Raw genomic sequence first — 18,922 nt, 5'->3', positions numbered from 1 at the left:
CGGCCATACGCCCACGCCTCCGGCGCCCGGTAGGGCAGCGTGCCCGGAGGAAACATCCCCTTCGTCAGCGTGGGGCAGGCCGGGTGCCAGGCCACCCCGAAGTCCACCAGCACCGCCTCGCCCGTCTTCTGGCGCACCAGGATGTTCGCCTCCTTCACGTCCCGGTGCACCACGCCCGCTTCGTGCGACACCGCCAGCCCCCGCGCCACCTCCAGCACCCGCTCCACCACCTCGCCCAGGGTGCGCCCCGGCGCCCACTCCTCCAGCGTGGGGCCCTCCACCAGCTCCAGCTTCACCCACACGTAGCGCGGCTCCTCCAGGGGCCACTGGCCCGCGCCCAGCTGGCGCACCAGGTGGCGGTGGCGCAGGCGCATGCCCAGCGACACCTCACGCCAGGCGCGCGCGGCCCGCTCGGGGCCCTGGTCCAACGGCAGCAGCTTGAGGGCGGACACGTACCCGTCCGGGCTGCGCACCCGGTACACCGTGGCGAAGCCCCCGCTGCCCAGCACCCCCTCCACCTCCTCCCAGCCAATGCGCGTGCCGGGCGGCAGCGGTGGGGCGTCGAGAGAATTCATGGCGTCCCCGACAGGGTGGGCAACGGGGGGCTCGGCTTCCGGAGAGGGGGAATGTGTGGACACGCGGGGCCTCGCGGGGTGTGACGTGCGGTATGAGCGGCCAGGCGGGTCTCCCCCGCCGGATGTGGGTGTGCGGACAGGCGGAAGCCACGGGTGAGCACATTGCCCGTGGCTTTTGTCACGTGGTACCCATTACCCCATGAGTCCTCCGACGGGGGAGTGCCGCCGGATCCTGGTGGTCGACGACAACAGTGCCATCCATCAGGACTTCCGGAAGATCCTCGCCAGGTCCGGCCAGGGTGTCGAGGAGCTGGATGCGATGGAGTCCATGCTCTTCGGGGATGCTCCGCCCCGGAGCAGTACCACGCGCTTCGAGCTGGACTTCGCGCTGGGTGGGGAAGAGGGCGTCCGCCTGGTGCGCGACGCGGTGCGTGAGGGACGCCCGTACGCGGTGGCCTTCGTGGACATCCGCATGCCTCCGGGCATGGACGGGGTGGAGGCCACCCTGCACATGTGGCGGGAGGAGGCGGACCTGCAGGTGGTGCTGTGCTCGGCCCACTCGGACTACTCGTGGGACGAGCTGTCGCGCAAGCTGGGCACCAGCGAGCGGCTGCTCATCCTGCGCAAGCCCTTCGACAGCATCGAGGTGCGCCAGATGGCGCACGCCCTGTGCGAGAAGTGGGAGCTGTTGCGCGCCAGCCACCAGCGGATGGAGGACCTGGAGCGGATGGTGGAGGAGCGGACGCGGGCGCTGGCGGAGGCCAATGCCCGGCTGGTGCACGCCCAGAAGCTGGAGGCGCTGGGGCGCATGTCCGCGGGCCTGGCCCACGAGGTCAACAACCCGCTGAGCTACATCCTGTCCAACCTGCGCCACGTGGTGCGCGGGCTGGAGACGCTGCCGTGCGCGGAGGAGGCACTGCGCGCCCGGGACGAGCTGAGGGATGCGTGCGGGGACGCCGTCGTGGGCGCCGAGCGCATCGAGCGCATCGTCCAGGACGTGCGCATCTTCGCGCGGATGGACGAGCCACCCAAGGAGGTGGTGGACGTGCGCCACGTGATGGAGCTCACCCTGTCCATGGCGGCGCGGGCGCTGCGGCCGGAGCTGCGGCTGGTGAAGGAGTTCCACGAGGTGCCCCCCGTCTGGGGCAGCGAGCACGGCCTGGGGCAGGTGTTCCTCAACCTCATCGTCAACGCCACCCATGCCCTGGCGGGCCGGGAGTCGCCCACGCTCCGGCTGGGCATCCAGCGGCGCGAGGACGGCCTGGTGGCGGTGGAGGTGCAGGACAACGGCAGCGGCATCCGGCCGGAGCACCTCAGCCGCCTCTTCGAGCCCTTCTTCACGACGAAGCCGGTGGGCACGGGCACGGGGCTCGGCCTGTCCATCTGTCATGGCATCGTGACGCGGTTGGGCGGGGAGATCGCCGTGGACAGCACGCCGGGCCAGGGCACCACCTTCCGGGTGCTGCTGCCCCCGGCCTCCGAGCAGGCGGCACAGTCCGCTATGCTGGAGCGGAGACGCTCCGGGTCCTAGCCCGGCGCGGGCTCGAGCGCTGACGAGGGAGCTGATGGGCTGGAGCCCGCGAGCATGGGTGCTGGAGCGGCTGGACGCCCAGCTGGCGGAGCCGCAGCGCCAGCTGCCTCCGGGGGAGCTCTGGCGCTACCGGGTGCTGCTGGGGGCCACCAACCTGATGATGGTGCTCAACGGCCTGTACGTGCTCGGCATCTCCACCTATGAGTCCGAGGAGCGCCTGCCGCAGGTCCTGGCGGTGGGGGTGAGCATGGCCGCCTACGGGGGGGTGATGGTGCTGGCGCGCCGGCTGCCCTCGCCCACCCTGCCGTCCCTCCTCCTGTGCGGGGCCCTGTCCGCGGGCTTCATCCTGGGCACCCTGCCCGTGGACATGCCGGGCGTCGTGTCGCACGCGGTGGGCATGTTGATTCCGGCCCTGGCCGTCTACCTGCTGGGGCCCCGCCGCGGCTTCTTCTTCACCGCGCTCCTCATGCTCTACGCGGGGCTCTTCCACCAGCTCTACCACTCCGGCTTCGGCCAGGTGCGGCCGCTCTTCCAGAACCCGGGCATCTGGATGAGCAACCTCGTCACGTGCCTCAGCCTGCTGATGGGCTGGGCGCTGAGCTGGCTCTACGGCATCGTGCGCGAGGAGTCCCAGGAGGCGCTGGAGGGGGCGCTCCAGACGCTGCGCGAGAGCGAGGGCAAGCTGATCAGCGTCCTGGAGAGCACGGAGGACGTGGTGGTGGCGCTGGACCGGGAAGGGCGGGTGGTCACCGCCAACCAGATGGCCAAGGCCCTGGGCCAGCACGTCTACAACCGGACGCTCGAGCGGGGCGCGGTCCTCGACTGGATGGCCTCTCCGGGCCTCCAGGAGCTGTTCCAGCGGGCCCTGTCGGGCCAGCGGCAGCGGGTGGAGATTCCCCTGATGCACGAGGGCCGCTCCCTGACGCTGGACGTCACCTTCAACCCGGTCTGGGAAGGGGAGCGGGTGGTGGGGGCCACGCTCTTCAGCCGCGACATCACGGAGCGCAAGGCGGCCGAGGCCCGGCTGGCGGAGCTGCACCGCAGCCTGGTGGACGTGTCGCGCCACGCGGGCATGGCGGAGATCGCCACCGGGGTGCTGCACAACGTGGGCAACACGCTCAACAGCGTGAACGTGTCCGCCCACCTCGTGGTGGACCGGCTGCGCGCCTCGCGGGCCGTGGGCCTGGACAAGGCCGTGGAGCTGCTGCGCGAGAATGCCTCGCGGCTGGGCGCCTTCCTCGAGGAGGACCCCCGGGGCCGGCAGTTCCCCGCCTACCTGGCGGCGCTCTCGGGGCAGCTCGCCCAGGAGCGGGAGTCGGTGCTGGAGGAGCTGCGGCGGCTCTCCGAGAGCGTGGACCACATCAAGACGGTGGTGAGCATGCAGCAGGAGCATGCCCGCTTCTCCGGCGTGCTGGAGCGGGTGGAGGTGCCCGGGCTGCTGGACGACGCCATGCGCCTGCACGCCGTGTCCTTCGAGCGCCTGGGCATCCAGCTGCGGCGCGAGTACAGCGCCCCCACCGCCGCGGTGATGGTGGACCGGCACAAGCTGCTGCAAATCCTGGTGAACCTGTTGAGCAACGCGCGCCATGCGCTGGTGGAGAGCCCGCGGCCGGACAAGCAGCTCACCCTGCGCGTGGAGCAGGCCGGGGAGCGGCTGCGCATCGCCGTGGCGGACAACGGGGTGGGCATCGCCCCGGAGCACCTGCAGCGGCTCTTCAGCCAGGGCTTCACCACGAAGAAGGACGGGCACGGCTTCGGGCTGCACATCAGCGCCCTGTCCGCCGAGGAGCTGGGCGGCTCCCTCCAGTGCGAGAGCGAGGGCCCCGGCCAGGGCGCCACCTTCACCCTGGAGCTGCCCCTGGCGTGAGGGTCCACCGGCCCCGGCGCGTGGGCTCCTGGAGGGCCCGGCCGAGCGCCTGGAGGAAGCGCTTGCGCGGCCAGTGCCCGGCGCCGAAGCGCGCCAGGTGCTCCGTCTCCACCTGGCAGTCGATGAAGTGGAAGCCCCAGGCCTGGAAGCGCTCCACCGCCGTGGTGAAGGCCACCTTCGAGGCGTCCGGCGCGTGGGCGAACATGCTCTCCCCGAAGAAGGCCGCCCCCAGCGACACGCCGTAGAAGCCCCCCTTCAGCTCGCCCCCCGCCCACGCCTCCACCGAGTGCGCGAAGCCCAGCTCGTGCAGGGTGACGTAGGCCTGGCGCATCTCGTCCGTAATCCACGTGCCGTCCTGGCCGGGGCGCGGCGTCTCGGCGCACGCGGAGATGACGGCCTCGAAGGCGGTGTCCCAGCGAATCTCGTAGACGCCCGCCTTGAGCGTCTTGCGCAGCGAGCGGCCCACGTGCAGCGTGTCCGGCGTGAGCACGAAGCGCGGGTCCGGCGAGTGCCAGAGGATGGGCTGGCCCCGGCTGTACCAGGGGAAGATGCCCTGGGAGTAGGCCGAGAGCAGGCGCTCGGGGCTCAGGTCCCCGCCCACGGCGAGCAGCCCGCCCCGGTCCGCCTTCTCCGGCGGTGGGAAGAGCTCCGGATCTTCTCCGAGTAGGTAGATGGGCACTACCGCGACACGTTGAGCTTCACGTCTCCGGACAGCGAGTAGGGCACGCGCACCAGCGGGCCCGTGAGCTCGCCCGCGATTTCATACGGCAGCGTCCCCTTGGCGATGAGCGCCCGCACGTCCTGCCCCCACGTCTCCCGCGTCACCGCCACCTCCACGGGATACACCCCGGTGGCCGACGCGTCCACGGTGTCGTACTTGCCCCGGGTGCCCTCGCCCAGCTTGCGGCCCCCCACCGAGAGGGCCCACTGGAGCGCCTCCAGCCGCAGCGGGAAGGGGTTGGGGTTCTCCACGCCCAGGCGCAACAGCAGGTCCACCTGCTCCTCCGAGTAGCGGGCCCCCTCCAGGCTCTCCACCTTCACCACCGGCAGCCGGGGCACGCGCACCGGCCGCGAGGCGGCGAAGGGCAGCGTCCGCACTTGGCCCCCCGCGCGCACCGTCAGCGTGCCGCGCAGCGCCACCAGCAGGGTGCCCCCCCGCTGGCTCAGCGCCCTCAGGTCCTCCGGCGTGCGCACGTAGGCGGCCTCGGCCTGGAAGGAGAAGGGGGTGGGGGCATGGGGCGCCAGGGTGACGCCCAGCGGCGCCGAGCCCCTCCGCACCACCTGCCCGTCCGACACGAGCTCGTAGTCCGCCTTCTCCAGCACGGCGGGGCCGGGGCTGGTGAGCTGGCCGGAGTAGCGCAGCTTCACCTCGGAAAGGCCCTGGGAGGCGACGGTGGCCTCCTCGGCCCCGAGCGAGGCGGGACCCACGGGGGCGGGAGGCGGCGTGGACGCACACCCGGCCAACCAGGCGGCGAGCGTCAGGAGGTGGACGATGGCACGCGGGGCGGAACGCATGGCGCGAAGGTGCGGCCGGTTCCCGCTGGTCTCAAGGGCATTTCGGGTACACTGTTGACTACACCGTGGCCCACCGTCGCCCGAACCTCAACAAGGCCATCCGCTCGCTCATCCGCGACATCGCCGCGAAGATGCCCGAGTTCTCCCATGTGAGGGCCAGCCGCATCCTGGTGATTGCCGGCGAGGCGCGGCGGGCCTCGCGTGGCACGGTGAAGCCGCTGTGCTTCCGGGGCGGACTCAGCACGGACCGGGCCGGGCGCCGCAAGCCCATCGTCCGGCTCAAGGGCAAGCGGATGCTCTACTGCATCACCCTGCGCCCGCTCTTCTTCCGCTCCTCCACGCCCAAGTCCCGGGTGGAGACGGTGATGCACGAGCTCTTCCACATGTCCCGGCGCTTCGACGGCACGCTGCACGCGGGGCGCAGGCACTCGGTGCTGGGCCGGGACTTCTCCCGCCGGCTGCGGCCCCTGGTGCGCCGCTACCTCAAGCACTGCCCCCAGGAGGTGCTGGCGGCCTTCGCGTACTCGGGCGAGGTGAAGGTGCTGCAGTGGTTGGAGCGGCCCGGCCCCGCCTACGTCCCTGGCACGCGCGGGGTGCGCAAGGTGTACACCGAGGAGCAGCTCTACTACGGCATCGCCCGCATGGTGACGCGCAAGCGCCCCCGCCCCGCCACCGAGCCCAAGCCTCCCCGCAAGGAGCGCGTGGAGAAGCCGCGGGTCCACTGAAGGACGCTAGTTGAGGTACCTGGGGCGCGGCGGCGCGGGCGGCTGCGGCGGCCCGGCCTCCATCATCTCCAGCCCCTGGCGGGTGAGCAGGAAGCGCACCACGCCGGAGCCACGCTCCGTTTCGATCTCCGCCTCGAAGGCGGGACCCGAGATGCTCCCCATCTGCACGTCCTTGCGCAGGTTGTGCACCTTGCCCGTGAGCAGATCTCCCGCCACCGGCTGCACGGTGTCGCCACGCCGGTAGAGGTCGAACGCGACCTGATGCAGCGTCATGGCCAGCGTGGGCGTCAACGGCTGGGAGCTGAACAGGACCGAGATGAGGACCCAATAGGGGGGGGACTGTTCGGCCATTTCCTCCATCCTAACGCCCCCCCGGCGCACGCCCCATCCGTTTTCCACGCCTCCCTGCTTCAGCGGGGCTGGAAGATTCTCATTTCATGGGAGTATCAACGTCCGCTAGATGATGTTTTCCGTCCTGTTGCTCGCTTGACTAGCAAACCGCCTGTAAACCGCCCGTCCGTTTCCTCCCCGTTTCACTTGGAGAACGGAATGTTCGCGAAGAAGGTGTTTGGCGGAATGCTGTCCCTGTCGTGGGCGCTGGGCCTGGTGGCGTCGACGGCCGCGTACGCGGGCCCCATGGATGGCAACAGCAGCGACGTGATGCTGCAGGGCTTCCACTGGCGCTCCACCGAGACGTACCCCTGGTGGGGCGTCATCCAGGGCAAGGCCTCGGACATCAAGAACAGCGGCTTCACCATGGTGTGGTTCCCGCCGTCCAGCGACGCGGCCTCCAACGAGGGGTACCTGCCGCGGCAGCTGTACGTGCAGAACAGCAAGTACGGCACGGACGTGCAGCTCAAGAGCGCCATCGGCGCGCTGCACACGTATGGCGTGAAGGCCATCGCGGACATCGTGGTCAACCACCGCGTGGGCACCACCGGCTGGGGAGACTTCACCAACCCCACCTGGGGCACCTGGTCGGTGGCGCGGGGCGACGAGTGGACGAGCGCCAGCGGCAACTACGACACCGGTGACGGCTACAGCGCCGCGCGCGACCTGGACCACACCAACGTCACCGTGCAGAACGACCTGAAGGGCTGGATGAACTGGCTCAAGTCCAGCATCGGCTACGACGGCTGGCGCTATGACTACGTGAAGGGCTTCGGCGGCACGTACGTGGGCAACTACAACACCGGCACGGTGCCCTACTTCTCGGTGGGCGAGCTGTGGACGGACCTGAACCTGGGCAACCCGGACGCCCACCGCCAGCAGCTCATGAACTGGATCGACGCCACGGGCGGCAAGTCGACGGCGTTCGACTTCACCACCAAGGGCATCCTCCAGCAGGCGGTGCAGTACAACGAGTTCTGGCGGCTGCGTGACAGCGCGGGCAAGCCCTCGGGCGCCATCGGCTGGTGGGCGGCCAAGTCGGTGACGTTCATCGACAACCATGACACGGGCCCGAGCTCGCCCAGCGGCGGCCAGAACCACTGGGCCTTCCCCAGCGACAAGGTGATGCAGGGCTACGCGTACATCCTCACGCACCCGGGCATCCCCTGCGTCTACTGGGTGCACTTCTATGACTGGGGCCACGCCGCCGCCATCAAGAGCCTCATGGCGGCGCGCAAGGAGAAGGGCGTCACCTCCACCTCCGCGGTGAGCATCCAGGTCGCGGACTCGAGCAAGTACGCCGCCATCATCACCGGCAACACCGGCAGCCTGGCGATGAAGATCGGCTACGGCGACTGGTCCCCGGGCACCGGCTGGACGCTGGTGAACTCCGGCACCAACTGGGCCGTCTGGAAGAAGTAGCCCGGGCTCGGATAGCGTTGCGGGTGATGATCCAGTTCACCCGCAACTACACCGATCGCTCGAACGAATACGGCTTCCAGTTCGAGTTCCATTGCGACAAGTGCCGCAACGGGCACATGTCGCCCTTCATCGCCAACAAGATGGGGCTGGCGGCGGGCTTCCTGAAGGCGGCGGGCTCCCTCTTCGGGGGCACGCTGTCGCGGGCGGCCTACGCGGGCGACCACGTGAAGGACGCCCTGCGCGGGAGCGCCTGGGACGACGCCTACGCCGAGGCGGTGGAGGAGGGGAAGAAGCACTTCAAGCACTGCACCCGCTGTGGCCAGTGGGTGTGCCCGCAGGCGTGCTGGAACGAGTCGCGGGGCCTGTGCGAGTCGTGCGCGCCGGACCTCCAGGAGGAGGCCGCGCACATCCAGGCCAAGGTGTCCGTGGAGCAGGCCTGGGACAAGGCACGCAAGGTGGACCAGGTGGAGTCGCTGGACATGAAGGCCCACCGCACGGCGGCGGCCTCGGCCTGCCCCCACTGCAACGCCCGCGTCGAGGGAGGCAGGTTCTGCTCCGAATGCGGCAAGCCACTGGCCGCGGCCAAGGTGCACTGCACCCAGTGCGGCACGGAGATGAAGCCCACCGCGCGCTTCTGCGGCGAGTGTGGCACGCCCCGGGGCGGCTGAGCCGTCCGTCGTCATGGCGCAACCATGACGAAAGGACCGAGGGGCCGTGGAGCAATGGAGAGGGGACGTCCCTAGGCTGACGTCCCCTCTCAACGACTGGACTCCCCATGTCGAATCCCCTCCGCGTGGAGAAGGGCGTGGCGAGCCTCGTCCTCCACGACGCCCAGGGCACTCCGCAGCTGCGGCTCGAGGTCGACAAGGACGGCAAGACGCGCGTCGAAGGCGTGACGCCCGCTCCCTCGAGCCGGTAGCGCGGCTCAGTCCTCGCTCTTCGGAACCCGGGGTTGGTTCAGCAGGGGCTGCTCCTCGGGCTCCCGGGCCGACCCGGGGTTGCGCACCTCCACGAGCAGGGCCACGGGCTCACCCTCGGCCATCTCATACGTGGCGCGCACCTCGCCGCCCTCGCGAATCTCCGCCGCGGTGGCCGGCCGGCCATCCACGCGCACCTCGGTTCCCGAGATGATGAGCATCCGCACGTCCTGTCCCTCCGGCGCGGACAGCACGTGCAGCTGGTTGCCGGTGACGGCCAGCACCTCCCCCGAGACCTGCCGGGGTTGCGTGGGGCTCGCCGGGGTGTCGTCCGGCGGCCGTGGGGCCGGCGGCTCGGTGGGCCGCGGTGCCTCGGCCCTCGGGGGAGGTGGCTCGCGCCGGGGCGGTGCGGCCGGAGCCGGAGGCGGGGGCGTGGGCCGGCTCTCGCTCGTGCTGCCGGGCTCCGAATGCATGGGCGCCGACGCCGTCTCCCGCTCCCGTTCCCCCTCTCGCGCCTCGCGCTTCTCGCAGCCGGCCGCCAGGAGGAGCATCGCCACTCCCGCCATCAGACCGCTCGTCCTGGGTCGCATGCCGCCTCCCGTGCCCCTCGGGCCTCGTCCGTCTCGTCTGTCTAATGATGGGGCGGCGTCTTCCCGGCACCCACCGGGCCGGAGCCGGGGAGTCCGGCCGCATGGCTCCTCCGCGAGGGCCCTGGAGAGCGCTCGATGATGGGGCGCGGGCCGCCTCCCACTTGACTATTGTTCGAGTCTCACGCCCCTTTCCCGAGGGCTGGATGCGACGGAGCACGATGACGCCGAGCCAACTGGAGCTGCCTTCCGTGGAGTGGAAGCGGATCCTCCTGCTGCTGCTCCTGCTCGGCGGGATGGTGCTGCTCGCCTCCTCCGACGCGTTCCAGTCCGCCCTGTCCTGGCTGCTCGCGAAGGCCGGGCCCGCCATCGAGGCGCATCCCTTCTGGGGCGCGGCGCTCTTCATCCTCCTGTCCGCGTTCTCGGCCATGCTGGCCTTCTTCAGCAGCGCGGTGCTCATCCCCGTGGCCATCCACACCTGGGGCGAGGCCGTGTGCGTGCTCCTGTTGTGGTGCGGGTGGATGCTCGGCGGCGCGGGCGCCTATGTCATCGCCCGCGTCTGGGGACGGCCCGTCATCCGCCGGCTCGTGTCCGCGGAGCTGCTCGGCCGCTACGAGGAGCGCATCTCCCAGCACAGCTCCTTTGGTCTGGTGCTCCTCTTCCAGCTGGCCGTCCCCTCCGAGATTCCCGGCTACGTGCTCGGGCTGGCGCGCTACGGGCTGCGCAGGTACCTGCGGGTCCTGGCCGTCGCCGAGCTGCCGTACGCGGTGGGCACCGTCTACGTCGGCTCCAGTCTCCTCGCGCAGCGCTCCCTGGTGCTCCTGGCCCTGGGGACGCTCGGCATCCTCTTCAGCGCGTGGACCCTGCACGCCCTGCGCAAGCGGCTCGGCCCGTAGCCCGGCTCCCTGGCGCCGGTCCGAGCCGCCAGGGGCTTCGCGCTGCTTTTCCCCGGAGGGGCTCCCCCGCTACCGTTGGAGGAGGGACACCCGATGGCGGACAGCCTGGTGAGCGCGCTGCTCGAGGACGCCGAGGGCGACCTGTGGATTGGCACGGAGGCCCGGGGACTGCACCGGCTCCAGGACGCGCCCTTCACCACCCATGGCCGCCCCGAGGGCCTGGCGCACGAGATGGTGCTGGCCATCCACGAGGCCCGTGACGGCAGCCTCTGGTTCGGCACCGTGGGAGGCGGGGTCAGCCGCATGCAGCGGGACGGGCAGGTGACGTCGTGGAGCATGGCCGACGGGCTCATCCTGGACCGCGTCCGCTCCATCGCCGAGACGCCGGACGGCGTCCTCTGGTTCGGCACGCGCGTGGGCATCAGCCGCTGGAGCGGGGGCCGGTTCACCTCGTTCGGCGCCGCCCAGGGGCTGACGGACCCGAGGGCCTTCCTGCTGGCCGTGGACGCCGCCGGCACGCTCTGGGTGGGCACCCCGACGGGGCTCTTCCGGTGGAACGGCGCGCGCTTCGAGCCCTTCACGCCCCAGGGAGGGCTGCCCGGCCAGGAGCCCACCCTGCTGCTGCCGAGCGCCGCGGGCGGCCTCTGGGTGGGCACGCGAAACGGAGGCCTGGCCCACGTGCTCGAGGGCCGGAGCACCCCGTGGGTGCCCGAGGCCGCGCCGTTGGACGGCAAGGTGCTGGCGCTCCACGAGGAGCCGGACGGCACGCTCTGGATTGGCACGGGCGAGGGCATCTTCCGGTGGAAGAAGGGGGGGCTCCACCGCTTCAGCCGGGACGAGGGGCTGTTCGACGAGCGCGCCTTCCAGCTGCTCGCCGATGGACGGGGCTACCTGTGGGCCAGCGGGAACAAGGGCATCTTCCGCATGTCCCTGTCGGAGCTGGAGGAGGTGGCCGAGGGCAGGAGGGCTCGCATCACCTCCCGGGCCTACGGGGTGGAGGATGGGATGCGCTCGGAGGAGTGCAACAGCCTGGGCTCCCCGGCGGGCGTGCGCACGCGGGATGGCCGGCTGTGGTTCCCCACCATCCGCGGGGCCGTGGTCTACACCCCGCAGCACGAGCAGGCGCACATGGTGTCACCGCCCGCGCTCATCGAGGAGCTCCGGGTGGATGGCCACCCGATGCCACGCTCCGATTGGGAGCGGCTCCTGGTGGGGGATGGACGGCTCGAGCTCCATTTCACGGCCACGGGCCTGCGCGCTCCCCGGCGGCTGCGCTTCCGCTACCAGTTGGAGGGCATCGACCCGGAGCCCGTGGAGGCCGGGGCGCAGCGCGTGGCCTCCTATACCCGTCTGCCCCCCGGGCACTACCGCTTCCGCGTGGAGTCGCAGTACGCGGACGGCGGCGCGGCTCCTCCGGTGGAGGTGGCGCTCTTCCTGCGTCCCCGCTTCCACCAGACGCTCACGTTCCGCATGGGGTGCGTGCTGGCCGCCGTGCTGGCGGTGGCCGGTGGGGTGTGGCTGCGCCTGCGGGCCGGGCGCCTGCGCGAGCGCGAGCTGCGGGCCCATGTGGACCTGCGCACCGCGGAGCTGGCCACCCTCAACGCGGACCTGGAGGCCCGTCTCCAGGAGCTGCAGGCCACCCGCGAGCGGCTCGTCCACGCCGAGAAGATGGCGGCGGTGGGCACGCTGGCCGCTGGCGTCGGACACGAGCTCAACAACCCGCTGGCCTTCGTCATCTCCAACGTCCACTACGCCGCCGCGGAGGTGCGGGACGTGGCGGAGCGCGGAGAGGAGCGCGAGCGCTGGGAGGAAGTGGGGCAGGCGCTCTCCGAGGCCCTCCAGGGCGCGGAGCGGATGCGCCGCATCATCCAGGACCTGAAGACGTTCTCCCGGGTGCAGCCGCACCGCGAGCAGCAGCGGGTGGACCTGCACGCGGTGCTGGACCTGGCGCTGTCCATCTCCGCCGCGGAGATGCGCCACCGCGCCCGGGTGGTGAAGGCGTATGGCCCGGTGCCGGCCGTGCTCGGGGACGAGACGCGGCTGGGCCAGGTGTTCCTCAACCTGCTCATCAACGCCGCCCAGGCCCTTCCCGAGGGCCACGCCGGCCAGCACGAGATTCGCGTCTCCACGCGCCAGGACGGGCAGGGCGGGGTCGTGGTGGCGGTGAGCGACACCGGCGAGGGCATCACGCCGGATGTGCTCTCCCGCATCTTCGAGCCCTTCTTCACCACCAAGCCGGTGGGGGTGGGCACGGGCCTGGGGCTGTCCATCTGCCACAGCTACGTGCAGGCCATGGGCGGAGACATCCGCGTGCGCAGCGAGGTGGGGCGGGGCACCACGTTCGAGGTGGTGCTGCGCTCCGCCGAGGAGGAGGCCATCGCGCAGCCCACCGCGCGGGCCTCCACTTCCGGGGAGAAGGGCCCTCGCGGCCGGCTGATGGTCATCGACGACGAGCCGCTGCTGCTCGCCTCCCTGACGCGGACGCTGGCGCCCGAGCACGAGGTGGAGGCCTTCGGCGGCGCGCGGGCGGCGCTGGAGCGGCTGCGGGCCGGGGAGCGCTACTCGCTCATCCTGTGTGACGTGATGATGCCGGAGATGACGGGCGTGGAGCTGTACGAGACGCTGGTGCGCGAGGTGCCCGGGCAGGCCGGGCGCCTGGTGTTCCTCACCGGGGGCGCCTTCAGCGAGGCGGCGCGCTCACACCTGGAGACCACGCGGCGGCCCTGCCTGGAGAAACCCTTCGAGCCGGAGGCCCTGCGCGCGCGCATCCACGCGCTGCTGGAGGCTCAGGAGAGCAGCCCGCTGCGCAAGGCCGTCGGCGAGTAGCCGAGCATCCGGCGGCACGTGCGTGAGAAGTGGGCGAGGTCGGCGAAGCCCGCGAGGTGGGCCGCGCTCGTCGCATCGAGGCGCGCGGACGCCGCCACCGCGACGAGCAGCCGGCGCCAGAGCTGGAAGGTGCGGAGGGGCACGCCCACGTCGCGGACGAACAGCGCCCGCAGGTGCGCCGGGGACAGCCGCGTGCGCGCGACGGCGAGACGCCAGTCGGCCCCCGGTGTCCGCAGGGCCTCGAGGACCCGGGCGATACGGGCGTCCGGCTCGGCGCGCGGTGCCTCCTGGGAGAGCCAGTTTGCGTACTCGCGCGCGAGGCCGGCGAGGACCTCGGGCCGGGACAGGGACGCGCGGTGCGCGGTGAGGGCCGCTCCGAGCCGCTCCCCGAGCCGGCCCTCGAGCGGGAAGGCCCCGCCACGCCCGCGTGAGTAGCTCGCCACGTGGGCGGCCAGCTCCGGGTCGTACAGGAGCCCGAGCGTGGGTCCGGGGCTGGCCACGGCGTGCAGCTGATGCGGGGGCACCACCACCACCCGCCCGCGCACGCTCGCCCGGCCCGGCTCCCTCACGGTCACCTCTCCATCCAGTCCGACGAGCAGCGCCGCGCCGTGCTGCGCGTGGAGCGTCGACTCCGTCGCCGTCGAGGCCCGCACCGCGAACGCTTCCGTGATGACCGCTCCGATCCGCGATTCGTTCAAGCGCTCCATGCCTCGCCCACCCTACCGTATCCCGCCGTTCCTCGATTCCGGGCCTGGAGGCCGTGAGCGATGCTGAACCTTTTCTCCGACGAGGTGCGCCGCAATCCCTATCCCGCCTACGAGCAGCTTCGGAGCCGCTCTCCCGTGCTGCATGAGCCGCACTCGGGCCTGTGGATCGTCTTCGACTACGAGGGCGTGAAGCGCGCGCTCCAGGACCACGAGGCGTTCAGCTCCATCGTCGCGCCCCCGTCCGCCATGACCTCGCAGTGGCTCGTCTTCATGGATCCTCCGCGCCACTCGAAGTTGCGCGCCCTCATCCTGCGCGCCTTCACCCCCCGGGCCGTGGCGAACCTGGAGCCTCGCATCCGGGCGCTGTCCCACGAGCTGCTGGACCAGACGATTCGACGCGGGGAGATGGACCTGGCCGCGGACTTCTCCATCCCGCTTCCCCTGAGGGTGATCGCCGAGATGCTCGGGGTGCCCACCGCCGACCAGCCCCGCTTCAAGCGCTGGAGCGACGTGATGATGGCGCTCGGCTACGCCGTCGCGGGCAGCGAGGAGGCCGCCCGGGTGCAGCGGGAGTTCTCCGAGGTGACCGGGGAGATGCGCCTCTACGTCCGGGACCTGGCCGCGCGGCGGCGGACGGCGCCGAGGGATGACCTGTTGACCCGGCTCGTCGAGGCCGAGGTGGAGGGCGAGCGGCTGACGGAGGATGAGCTCCTGGGCTTCGTCCAGCTCCTGCTCTCGGCCGGCCACGAGACGACCACCAACCTGCTCAACAACGCGCTGCTGTGCTTCCTCGAGCACCCGGAGCAGCTGGCCCGGCTGAAGGCGGAGCCCGCGCTGCTGCCCTCGGCCATCGAGGAGGTCCTGCGCTACCGCTCCCCCGTCCAGGCGATGTTCCGCGTGACCCGGACCGAGGTCTCCCTGCTCGGCCAGGTGATTCCCCCCGGGAAGATGGTGCTGGCGATGATCGGCTCCGCGAACCGCGACCCCCGGAAGTTCCAGGACCCGGACCGGTTCGATATCTCGCGCGAGCCCAATCCGCACATCGCCTTCGGGCACGGCATCCACTTCTGCATCGGGGCTCCGCTTTCGCGCCTGGAGGCCCGGGTTGGACTCTCCGTCCTGCTGGCGCGGATGCGGGACTTCTCGCTCGCGGGTGAATCGCCCTGGGAGCCTCGCAGGGCGATTCATGTCCACGGGCCAACCCGGTTGCCCATCCGATTCACTTCGGGGACGTAGCGGGGGCAACCCGGGAACCTCGATACCCTCACCCCGTCCCTCTCCCGGAGGGAGAGGGGATATTGGGCGTGGATTGGGCTTGGGGGTGATGGGGTTGGGGTGATGGGGCTCAGCGGCGCTGGACGACCGCGTGGGCCGGGGCCGCCGCTCCCAGACGCTCGGGCCGGGGCTCGGGCTTCGTCCGGGGCTCTTCCACCCGCTCCAGCGACCAGCCCGTCTTCAGGCCCACCACGAACCACGCGAGCAGCACCGCCCCCACCGCGAAGAGCACGTCCCCGGGCACCCGCAGCCACCGCAGCGTGTCCATCAGCGGTGTCTGCATGAACTCCGCGCTGCGCGCCCACCACGTGCCCTGCTCGATGGCCGCCTTCGTCTGCAACACGCCGATGGGCAACAGCGACAGCACCACCATCAGCACCAGCCCCGCGTTGATGCTCCAGAAGGCCCACGCCAGCGGCTGCGTCTTCCACTTCGCGTCCGGCTGCATCATCCGGAACGAGAAGAGCATCAGCGCGATCCCCAGCATGCCGTACACCCCGAAGAGCGCCGTGTGGCCGTGCAGCGGCGTCAGGTTGAGCCCCTGCATGTAGTAGAGCGCGATCGGCGGGTTGATGAGGAAGCCGAACAGGCCCGCGCCCACCAGGTTCCAGAACGCCACCCCGATGAAGAACAGGATGGGCCAGCGGTACTGCTCCATCCACCCCGGCAGCTTCGACAGGCGGAGGTGGCCCCACACCTCACGGCCCACCAGCACCAGCGGCACCACCTCCAGCGCGCTGAACGTCGCGCCCAGCGCCATCGCCGAAGCCGGCGTCCCCGAGAAGTACAGGTGGTGGAACGTGCCGATGATGCCGCTGCTCAGGAAGATGAGGGTGGTGAAGAGCACCGCCGGCACCGCCGCCTTCGGCGACAGCACCCCCAGCCGCGTGAAGAGGAACGCCATCACCACCGTGGCGAACACCTCGAAGAAGCCCTCCACCCACAGGTGCACCACCCACCAGCGCCAGTACTCCACCATGCCCATGTGGCTGCGCTGCCCGTACATCAGCCCCGCCCCGTAGAAGGACGCGATGGCCAGCGACGAGATGACGAAGAGCACCAGCAGCGGCCGGCCCTCGCTCGGCTTCTTCAGCGCCGGCCACACCGCCCGCGCCGTCAGGAACAGCCACACGAACAGGCCCACGAAGAGGAAGATCTGCCAGAAGCGGCCCAGGTCCACGTACTCCCAACCCTGGTGGCCGAACCAGTACCAGGAGTCCCCGCTGCCCATCCGCTGCTGCACCGAGGCCCACTGCCCGAAGAGCGCTCCCACCACGATGATGAGCAGGCACACGAAGAGGAAGTTGACGCCCGCCCGCTGGTACTTCGGCTCCACCCCGCTCACCGCCGGGCCCACGAAGAGGCCCGTGGCCAGCCACGCCGTCGCAATCCAGAAGATGCCCAGCTGCGTGTGCCAGCTGCGCGTCACCGCGTAGGGCAGGTACTTCGCCAGCGGCACGCCGTAGAAGCCCGCGCCCTCCACCCCGAAGTGCGCCGTCACTCCGCCCAGCCCCACCTGCGCCAGGAAGAGCGCCACCACCACCAGGAAGTACTTGCCCGTGGCCCGCTGGCTCGGGGTGAGCTGCATCCCGGAGAACGGATCCTTCTCGGGCGGCGCCAGCTCCTCGTCCTCCTTCTTGCCGCTCAGGTACCAGACGAGCCCTCCCACTCCGGCGATCAACAGCACCACCGAGGCCAGGCTCCACATCAACACGCCCGAGGCGGGCCGGTTGCCCACCAGCGGCTCGTGCGGCCAGTTCTGCGTGTAGCTGACGGTGTCCCCGGGCCGGTTCGTCGACGTCACCCAGCTCGTCCACCAGAAGAAGGCGCCCAGGTCCTTCAGCTTCTGGGCATCCGTGAGCGCGCCCTGGGGAATGGCGTAGGCCGAGCGGCCCTGGGAGAACACGTCCGCGTAGTAGTCGGCGTTGGCGCGCATCGCGTCGGCGCGCACCGGGTCCAACGTCACCGTGCCCGTGCTCGCGTCATACGTGTTGGTGCGCATCATCGCGGCGAGCCGCTCGCGCAGCGCCGCCTGCCGCTCGGCCGGGGACAGGGCATAGGAGGCGCGGCTCTCCTCGCGGGCCCAGGTGTCCAGCACGAAGGTGGCCTCGCGGTGCAGCCAGTCCGCGCTCCAGTCCGGCGCCACGTACGCGCCGTGGCCCCACACCGAGCCCACCTGCTGCCCGCCAATGGACTGCCACACGTTCTGTCCACGCATGATGGACTCGCCCGTGAGCAGCACCGTGCCGTCCTGCGTCATCACCTTGTCGGGGATGGGCGGCAGCGTGCGCGAGATGCGGACTCCCTGGCCACCCAGCACCAGGAACGAGACCAGGACGACAGCGCCAAGGCCGAGCCAGAGCTTTCGGTGTTGCATGACCGCGTGCTCCTGATGGGGAAGGAATGGGGCGGATGGGGTCCTCCCAGAGCAAGCCCCGTTCCACCCCGTCTCCCCTCGGGCCCACGCGCTCCGTGCACGCAACCGGTGCGTCCGGCAGCAAGGTGTGTGCAAAATGTGCATTCAACGTGCAGGGTTATGGGGGTCCGCGCCACACGTCCGTGAAACCCCCGGCACCCGGCACTGTCACCCAGACGATGGAGCGCGGGACCGGAGTTCCGCGGGGACGCCTCTGGACCCTGCACCGTGTCAGTCGCGTGCCAATGTTCCCGGCATGAACGCGCCTTCCCCGTCCCCCCGAACCGCCGTCGTCCTCCTCCATGACGAAGAGGACGGTCCCGGGCAGCTCGGCCCCGCGTTGCGGCGCGCGGGCTTCTCCCTGGATGTCCGCACGAGAGAGCCGCACCCGGAGGACACGGAGGCGGACCTGGTGGTGGTGATGGGGAAGTCGCTGGGCCACCCGGAGGGGGAGCCCCCCGCCGTGTGGGAGGAGGAGCGGCGCTTGCTGGCGCGCCGGTTGGAGGCGGGCCGGCCGAGCCTGGGCATCGGACGGGGTGCGCGGTTGCTCGCCGCCGCCGCCGGGGCCCGCGTCCACCCGGGCGAGAAGGGCGCGGTGCTGGGCGTGCACCCGGTGTCCCTGACGATGGAGGGGCAGGCGGACCCGCTGTTCGCCGGCTTCGAGGAGTTCTTCGACGTCCTGCACTGGCAGGGGGACTCCATCGAGCCCATCCCCGGAGCGCAGGAGCTGGTCTCCACGGCGCGCTACCCGCACCAGGCGTTCCGCGTGGGCAGGTCCTATGGCGTGCGCTTCCATCCCGAGGTGGATGGGGGGGTGTTCGAGCGCTGGGTGAGCGGCTCGCAAGCGGATGTGGCCCGCGTGGGGCTGACCGCCGAGGAGCTGCTGAAGCGGGAGGGGCCCCGGGTGGCGCGGGTGCGGCAACACGCGATGCTGCTGCTGGAGCGGCTGGCCACCTTCTTCGCGCGGCAGGTGGGGGCGGGAGGCGGGGAGCGCTACCTGTTCACCGTGGATGCCATCCAACGGCTGGCGGGCCGGGGCGTGCTGCTCTCGCCCGGCATTCCCCGGCGCGCGCCCATCGTGCGGGTGGGGCAGACGCTCTCGCTCAAGCGGCCGGATGGCTCACGTGTGGAGGGCACCGTGCGCGGCATGGCCAGCTTCGGGGATACCGGGTCGGCCATCCCCCTGCTGGTGCTGCTGGACTCGCCCGACGCGGAGGTTCCGCCCGGCTCGGAGGCCCTCACCACCGAGCCCCTGACGGTATAGAAGGGCGGG

Annotated in this window: 17 protein-coding genes; 10 read left to right on the top strand and 7 right to left on the bottom strand. The window is 71.2% G+C overall.

Annotated elements, in window-relative coordinates; genetic code table 11:
- Positions 1–575, bottom strand: a 575-nt coding sequence (locus VFZ09_RS13010) for a protein kinase domain-containing protein (RefSeq protein ID WP_329727864.1), incomplete at its 3' end; no start/stop codon positions are given.
- A gap of 199 nt (positions 576–774) precedes the next feature.
- Here VFZ09_RS13010 and VFZ09_RS13005 point away from each other — a divergent pair.
- Both VFZ09_RS13005 and VFZ09_RS13000 read left to right on the top strand, forming a co-directional pair.
- A complete protein-coding gene (locus tag VFZ09_RS13005; RefSeq protein WP_329727863.1) occupies positions 775–2,106 on the top strand; it encodes a sensor histidine kinase in 1,332 nt (443 codons plus the stop codon).
- A 34-nt stretch (positions 2,107–2,140) separates the two neighbouring features.
- The gene (locus tag VFZ09_RS13000) at positions 2,141–3,973 is read left to right on the top strand and encodes a two-component system sensor histidine kinase NtrB (RefSeq protein WP_329727862.1); all 1,833 of its coding nucleotides are present in this window, start codon (positions 2,141–2,143) and stop codon (positions 3,971–3,973) included.
- Here the strand turns inward: VFZ09_RS13000 and aat are convergent.
- Both aat and VFZ09_RS12990 read right to left on the bottom strand, forming a co-directional pair.
- On the bottom strand, positions 3,948–4,652 hold the full coding sequence (aat, locus tag VFZ09_RS12995; RefSeq protein WP_329727861.1) for a leucyl/phenylalanyl-tRNA--protein transferase: 705 nt from the start codon (positions 4,650–4,652) through the stop codon (positions 3,948–3,950). The genes VFZ09_RS13000 and aat overlap by 26 nt on opposite strands.
- The gene (locus VFZ09_RS12990; RefSeq protein WP_329727860.1) at positions 4,652–5,488 is read right to left on the bottom strand and encodes an LEA type 2 family protein; all 837 of its coding nucleotides are present in this window, start codon (positions 5,486–5,488) and stop codon (positions 4,652–4,654) included. Before VFZ09_RS12990 ends, aat begins: the two co-directional genes overlap by 1 nt.
- A gap of 65 nt (positions 5,489–5,553) precedes the next feature.
- Here VFZ09_RS12990 and VFZ09_RS12985 point away from each other — a divergent pair, with 65 nt between their 5' ends.
- Entirely contained in the window at positions 5,554–6,213 is a 660-nt protein-coding gene (locus VFZ09_RS12985; protein ID WP_329727859.1) for a hypothetical protein, read from the top strand.
- 6 nt (positions 6,214–6,219) lie between these two features.
- On the opposite strand, the gene VFZ09_RS12980 is transcribed toward VFZ09_RS12985, so the two are convergent.
- Positions 6,220–6,564, bottom strand: coding sequence for a hypothetical protein (locus tag VFZ09_RS12980; RefSeq protein WP_329727858.1), 345 nt, complete (start codon positions 6,562–6,564; stop codon positions 6,220–6,222).
- 198 nt (positions 6,565–6,762) lie between these two features.
- Here VFZ09_RS12980 and VFZ09_RS12975 point away from each other — a divergent pair, with 198 nt between their 5' ends.
- The 3 genes from VFZ09_RS12975 (at position 6,763) to VFZ09_RS12965 (ending at position 8,944) form a co-directional block, all read left to right on the top strand.
- Positions 6,763–8,025 carry a glucan 1,4-alpha-maltotetraohydrolase domain-containing protein gene (locus VFZ09_RS12975; RefSeq protein ID WP_329727857.1) on the top strand — a complete coding sequence of 421 codons (1,263 nt, stop codon included), beginning with the start codon at positions 6,763–6,765 and terminating at the stop codon, positions 8,023–8,025.
- 26 nt (positions 8,026–8,051) lie between these two features.
- Complete coding sequence (locus VFZ09_RS12970) at positions 8,052–8,693, top strand: zinc ribbon domain-containing protein (RefSeq protein ID WP_329727856.1); 642 nt, start codon at positions 8,052–8,054, stop codon at positions 8,691–8,693.
- A 107-nt stretch (positions 8,694–8,800) separates the two neighbouring features.
- The gene (locus VFZ09_RS12965) at positions 8,801–8,944 is read left to right on the top strand and encodes a hypothetical protein (protein ID WP_329727855.1); all 144 of its coding nucleotides are present in this window, start codon (positions 8,801–8,803) and stop codon (positions 8,942–8,944) included.
- Positions 8,945–8,950: 6 nt separating this feature from the next.
- On the opposite strand, the gene VFZ09_RS12960 is transcribed toward VFZ09_RS12965, so the two are convergent.
- Positions 8,951–9,532, bottom strand: a complete 582-nt coding sequence (locus tag VFZ09_RS12960; protein ID WP_329727854.1) for a hypothetical protein — start codon at positions 9,530–9,532, stop codon at positions 8,951–8,953.
- A gap of 218 nt (positions 9,533–9,750) precedes the next feature.
- On the opposite strand from VFZ09_RS12960, the gene VFZ09_RS12955 reads away from it, so the two are divergent.
- Both VFZ09_RS12955 and VFZ09_RS12950 read left to right on the top strand, forming a co-directional pair.
- Positions 9,751–10,425 carry a TVP38/TMEM64 family protein gene (locus tag VFZ09_RS12955; protein WP_329727853.1) on the top strand — a complete coding sequence of 225 codons (675 nt, stop codon included), beginning with the start codon at positions 9,751–9,753 and terminating at the stop codon, positions 10,423–10,425.
- Positions 10,426–10,518: 93 nt separating this feature from the next.
- Entirely contained in the window at positions 10,519–13,251 is a 2,733-nt protein-coding gene (locus VFZ09_RS12950; protein WP_329727852.1) for a two-component regulator propeller domain-containing protein, read from the top strand.
- Here VFZ09_RS12950 and VFZ09_RS12945 read toward each other — a convergent pair.
- Positions 13,212–13,958, bottom strand: coding sequence for an AraC family transcriptional regulator (locus tag VFZ09_RS12945; RefSeq protein ID WP_329727851.1), 747 nt, complete (start codon positions 13,956–13,958; stop codon positions 13,212–13,214). The genes VFZ09_RS12950 and VFZ09_RS12945 overlap by 40 nt on opposite strands.
- A 60-nt stretch (positions 13,959–14,018) precedes the next feature.
- On the opposite strand from VFZ09_RS12945, the gene VFZ09_RS12940 reads away from it, so the two are divergent.
- Positions 14,019–15,194, top strand: coding sequence for a cytochrome P450 (locus tag VFZ09_RS12940; protein WP_329727850.1), 1,176 nt, complete (start codon positions 14,019–14,021; stop codon positions 15,192–15,194).
- 109 nt (positions 15,195–15,303) lie between these two features.
- On the opposite strand, the gene VFZ09_RS12935 is transcribed toward VFZ09_RS12940, so the two are convergent.
- Positions 15,304–17,610: a nitric-oxide reductase large subunit gene (locus VFZ09_RS12935; protein WP_329727849.1), complete on the bottom strand. Its 2,307-nt coding sequence runs from the start codon at positions 17,608–17,610 to the stop codon at positions 15,304–15,306.
- Between the two features lie 295 nt (positions 17,611–17,905).
- On the opposite strand from VFZ09_RS12935, the gene VFZ09_RS12930 reads away from it, so the two are divergent.
- The gene (locus tag VFZ09_RS12930; protein WP_329727848.1) at positions 17,906–18,913 is read left to right on the top strand and encodes a glutamine amidotransferase-related protein; all 1,008 of its coding nucleotides are present in this window, start codon (positions 17,906–17,908) and stop codon (positions 18,911–18,913) included.
- Positions 18,914–18,922 lie beyond the last annotated feature (9 nt).

It is taken from the genome of Archangium sp., from assembly GCF_036277355.1.
Lineage (GTDB): Bacteria > Myxococcota > Myxococcia > Myxococcales > Myxococcaceae > Archangium.
The sequence above is the reverse complement of the archived record's forward strand: the minus strand, read 5'-3'. Positions and strand labels throughout refer to the sequence as shown.

What these genes read in the sequence shown, in the direction of transcription:
- VFZ09_RS13005 (WP_329727863.1), top strand. Translation starts at nt 775, where the DNA reads ATGAGTCCTCCGACGGGGGAGTGCCGCCGGATCCTGGTGGTCGACGAC.
- VFZ09_RS13000 (WP_329727862.1), top strand. Translation starts at nt 2,141, where the DNA reads ATGGGCTGGAGCCCGCGAGCATGGGTGCTGGAGCGGCTGGACGCCCAG.
- VFZ09_RS12990 (WP_329727860.1), bottom strand. Translation starts at nt 5,488, where the DNA reads ATGCGTTCCGCCCCGCGTGCCATCGTCCACCTCCTGACGCTCGCCGCC.
- VFZ09_RS12980 (WP_329727858.1), bottom strand. Translation starts at nt 6,564, where the DNA reads ATGGCCGAACAGTCCCCCCCCTATTGGGTCCTCATCTCGGTCCTGTTC.
- VFZ09_RS12975 (WP_329727857.1), top strand. Translation starts at nt 6,763, where the DNA reads ATGTTCGCGAAGAAGGTGTTTGGCGGAATGCTGTCCCTGTCGTGGGCG.
- VFZ09_RS12970 (WP_329727856.1), top strand. Translation starts at nt 8,052, where the DNA reads ATGATCCAGTTCACCCGCAACTACACCGATCGCTCGAACGAATACGGC.
- VFZ09_RS12965 (WP_329727855.1), top strand. Translation starts at nt 8,801, where the DNA reads ATGTCGAATCCCCTCCGCGTGGAGAAGGGCGTGGCGAGCCTCGTCCTC.
- VFZ09_RS12960 (WP_329727854.1), bottom strand. Translation starts at nt 9,532, where the DNA reads ATGCGACCCAGGACGAGCGGTCTGATGGCGGGAGTGGCGATGCTCCTC.
- VFZ09_RS12955 (WP_329727853.1), top strand. Translation starts at nt 9,751, where the DNA reads ATGACGCCGAGCCAACTGGAGCTGCCTTCCGTGGAGTGGAAGCGGATC.
- VFZ09_RS12950 (WP_329727852.1), top strand. Translation starts at nt 10,519, where the DNA reads ATGGCGGACAGCCTGGTGAGCGCGCTGCTCGAGGACGCCGAGGGCGAC.
- VFZ09_RS12945 (WP_329727851.1), bottom strand. Translation starts at nt 13,958, where the DNA reads ATGGAGCGCTTGAACGAATCGCGGATCGGAGCGGTCATCACGGAAGCG.
- VFZ09_RS12940 (WP_329727850.1), top strand. Translation starts at nt 14,019, where the DNA reads ATGCTGAACCTTTTCTCCGACGAGGTGCGCCGCAATCCCTATCCCGCC.
- VFZ09_RS12935 (WP_329727849.1), bottom strand. Translation starts at nt 17,610, where the DNA reads ATGCAACACCGAAAGCTCTGGCTCGGCCTTGGCGCTGTCGTCCTGGTC.
- VFZ09_RS12930 (WP_329727848.1), top strand. Translation starts at nt 17,906, where the DNA reads ATGAACGCGCCTTCCCCGTCCCCCCGAACCGCCGTCGTCCTCCTCCAT.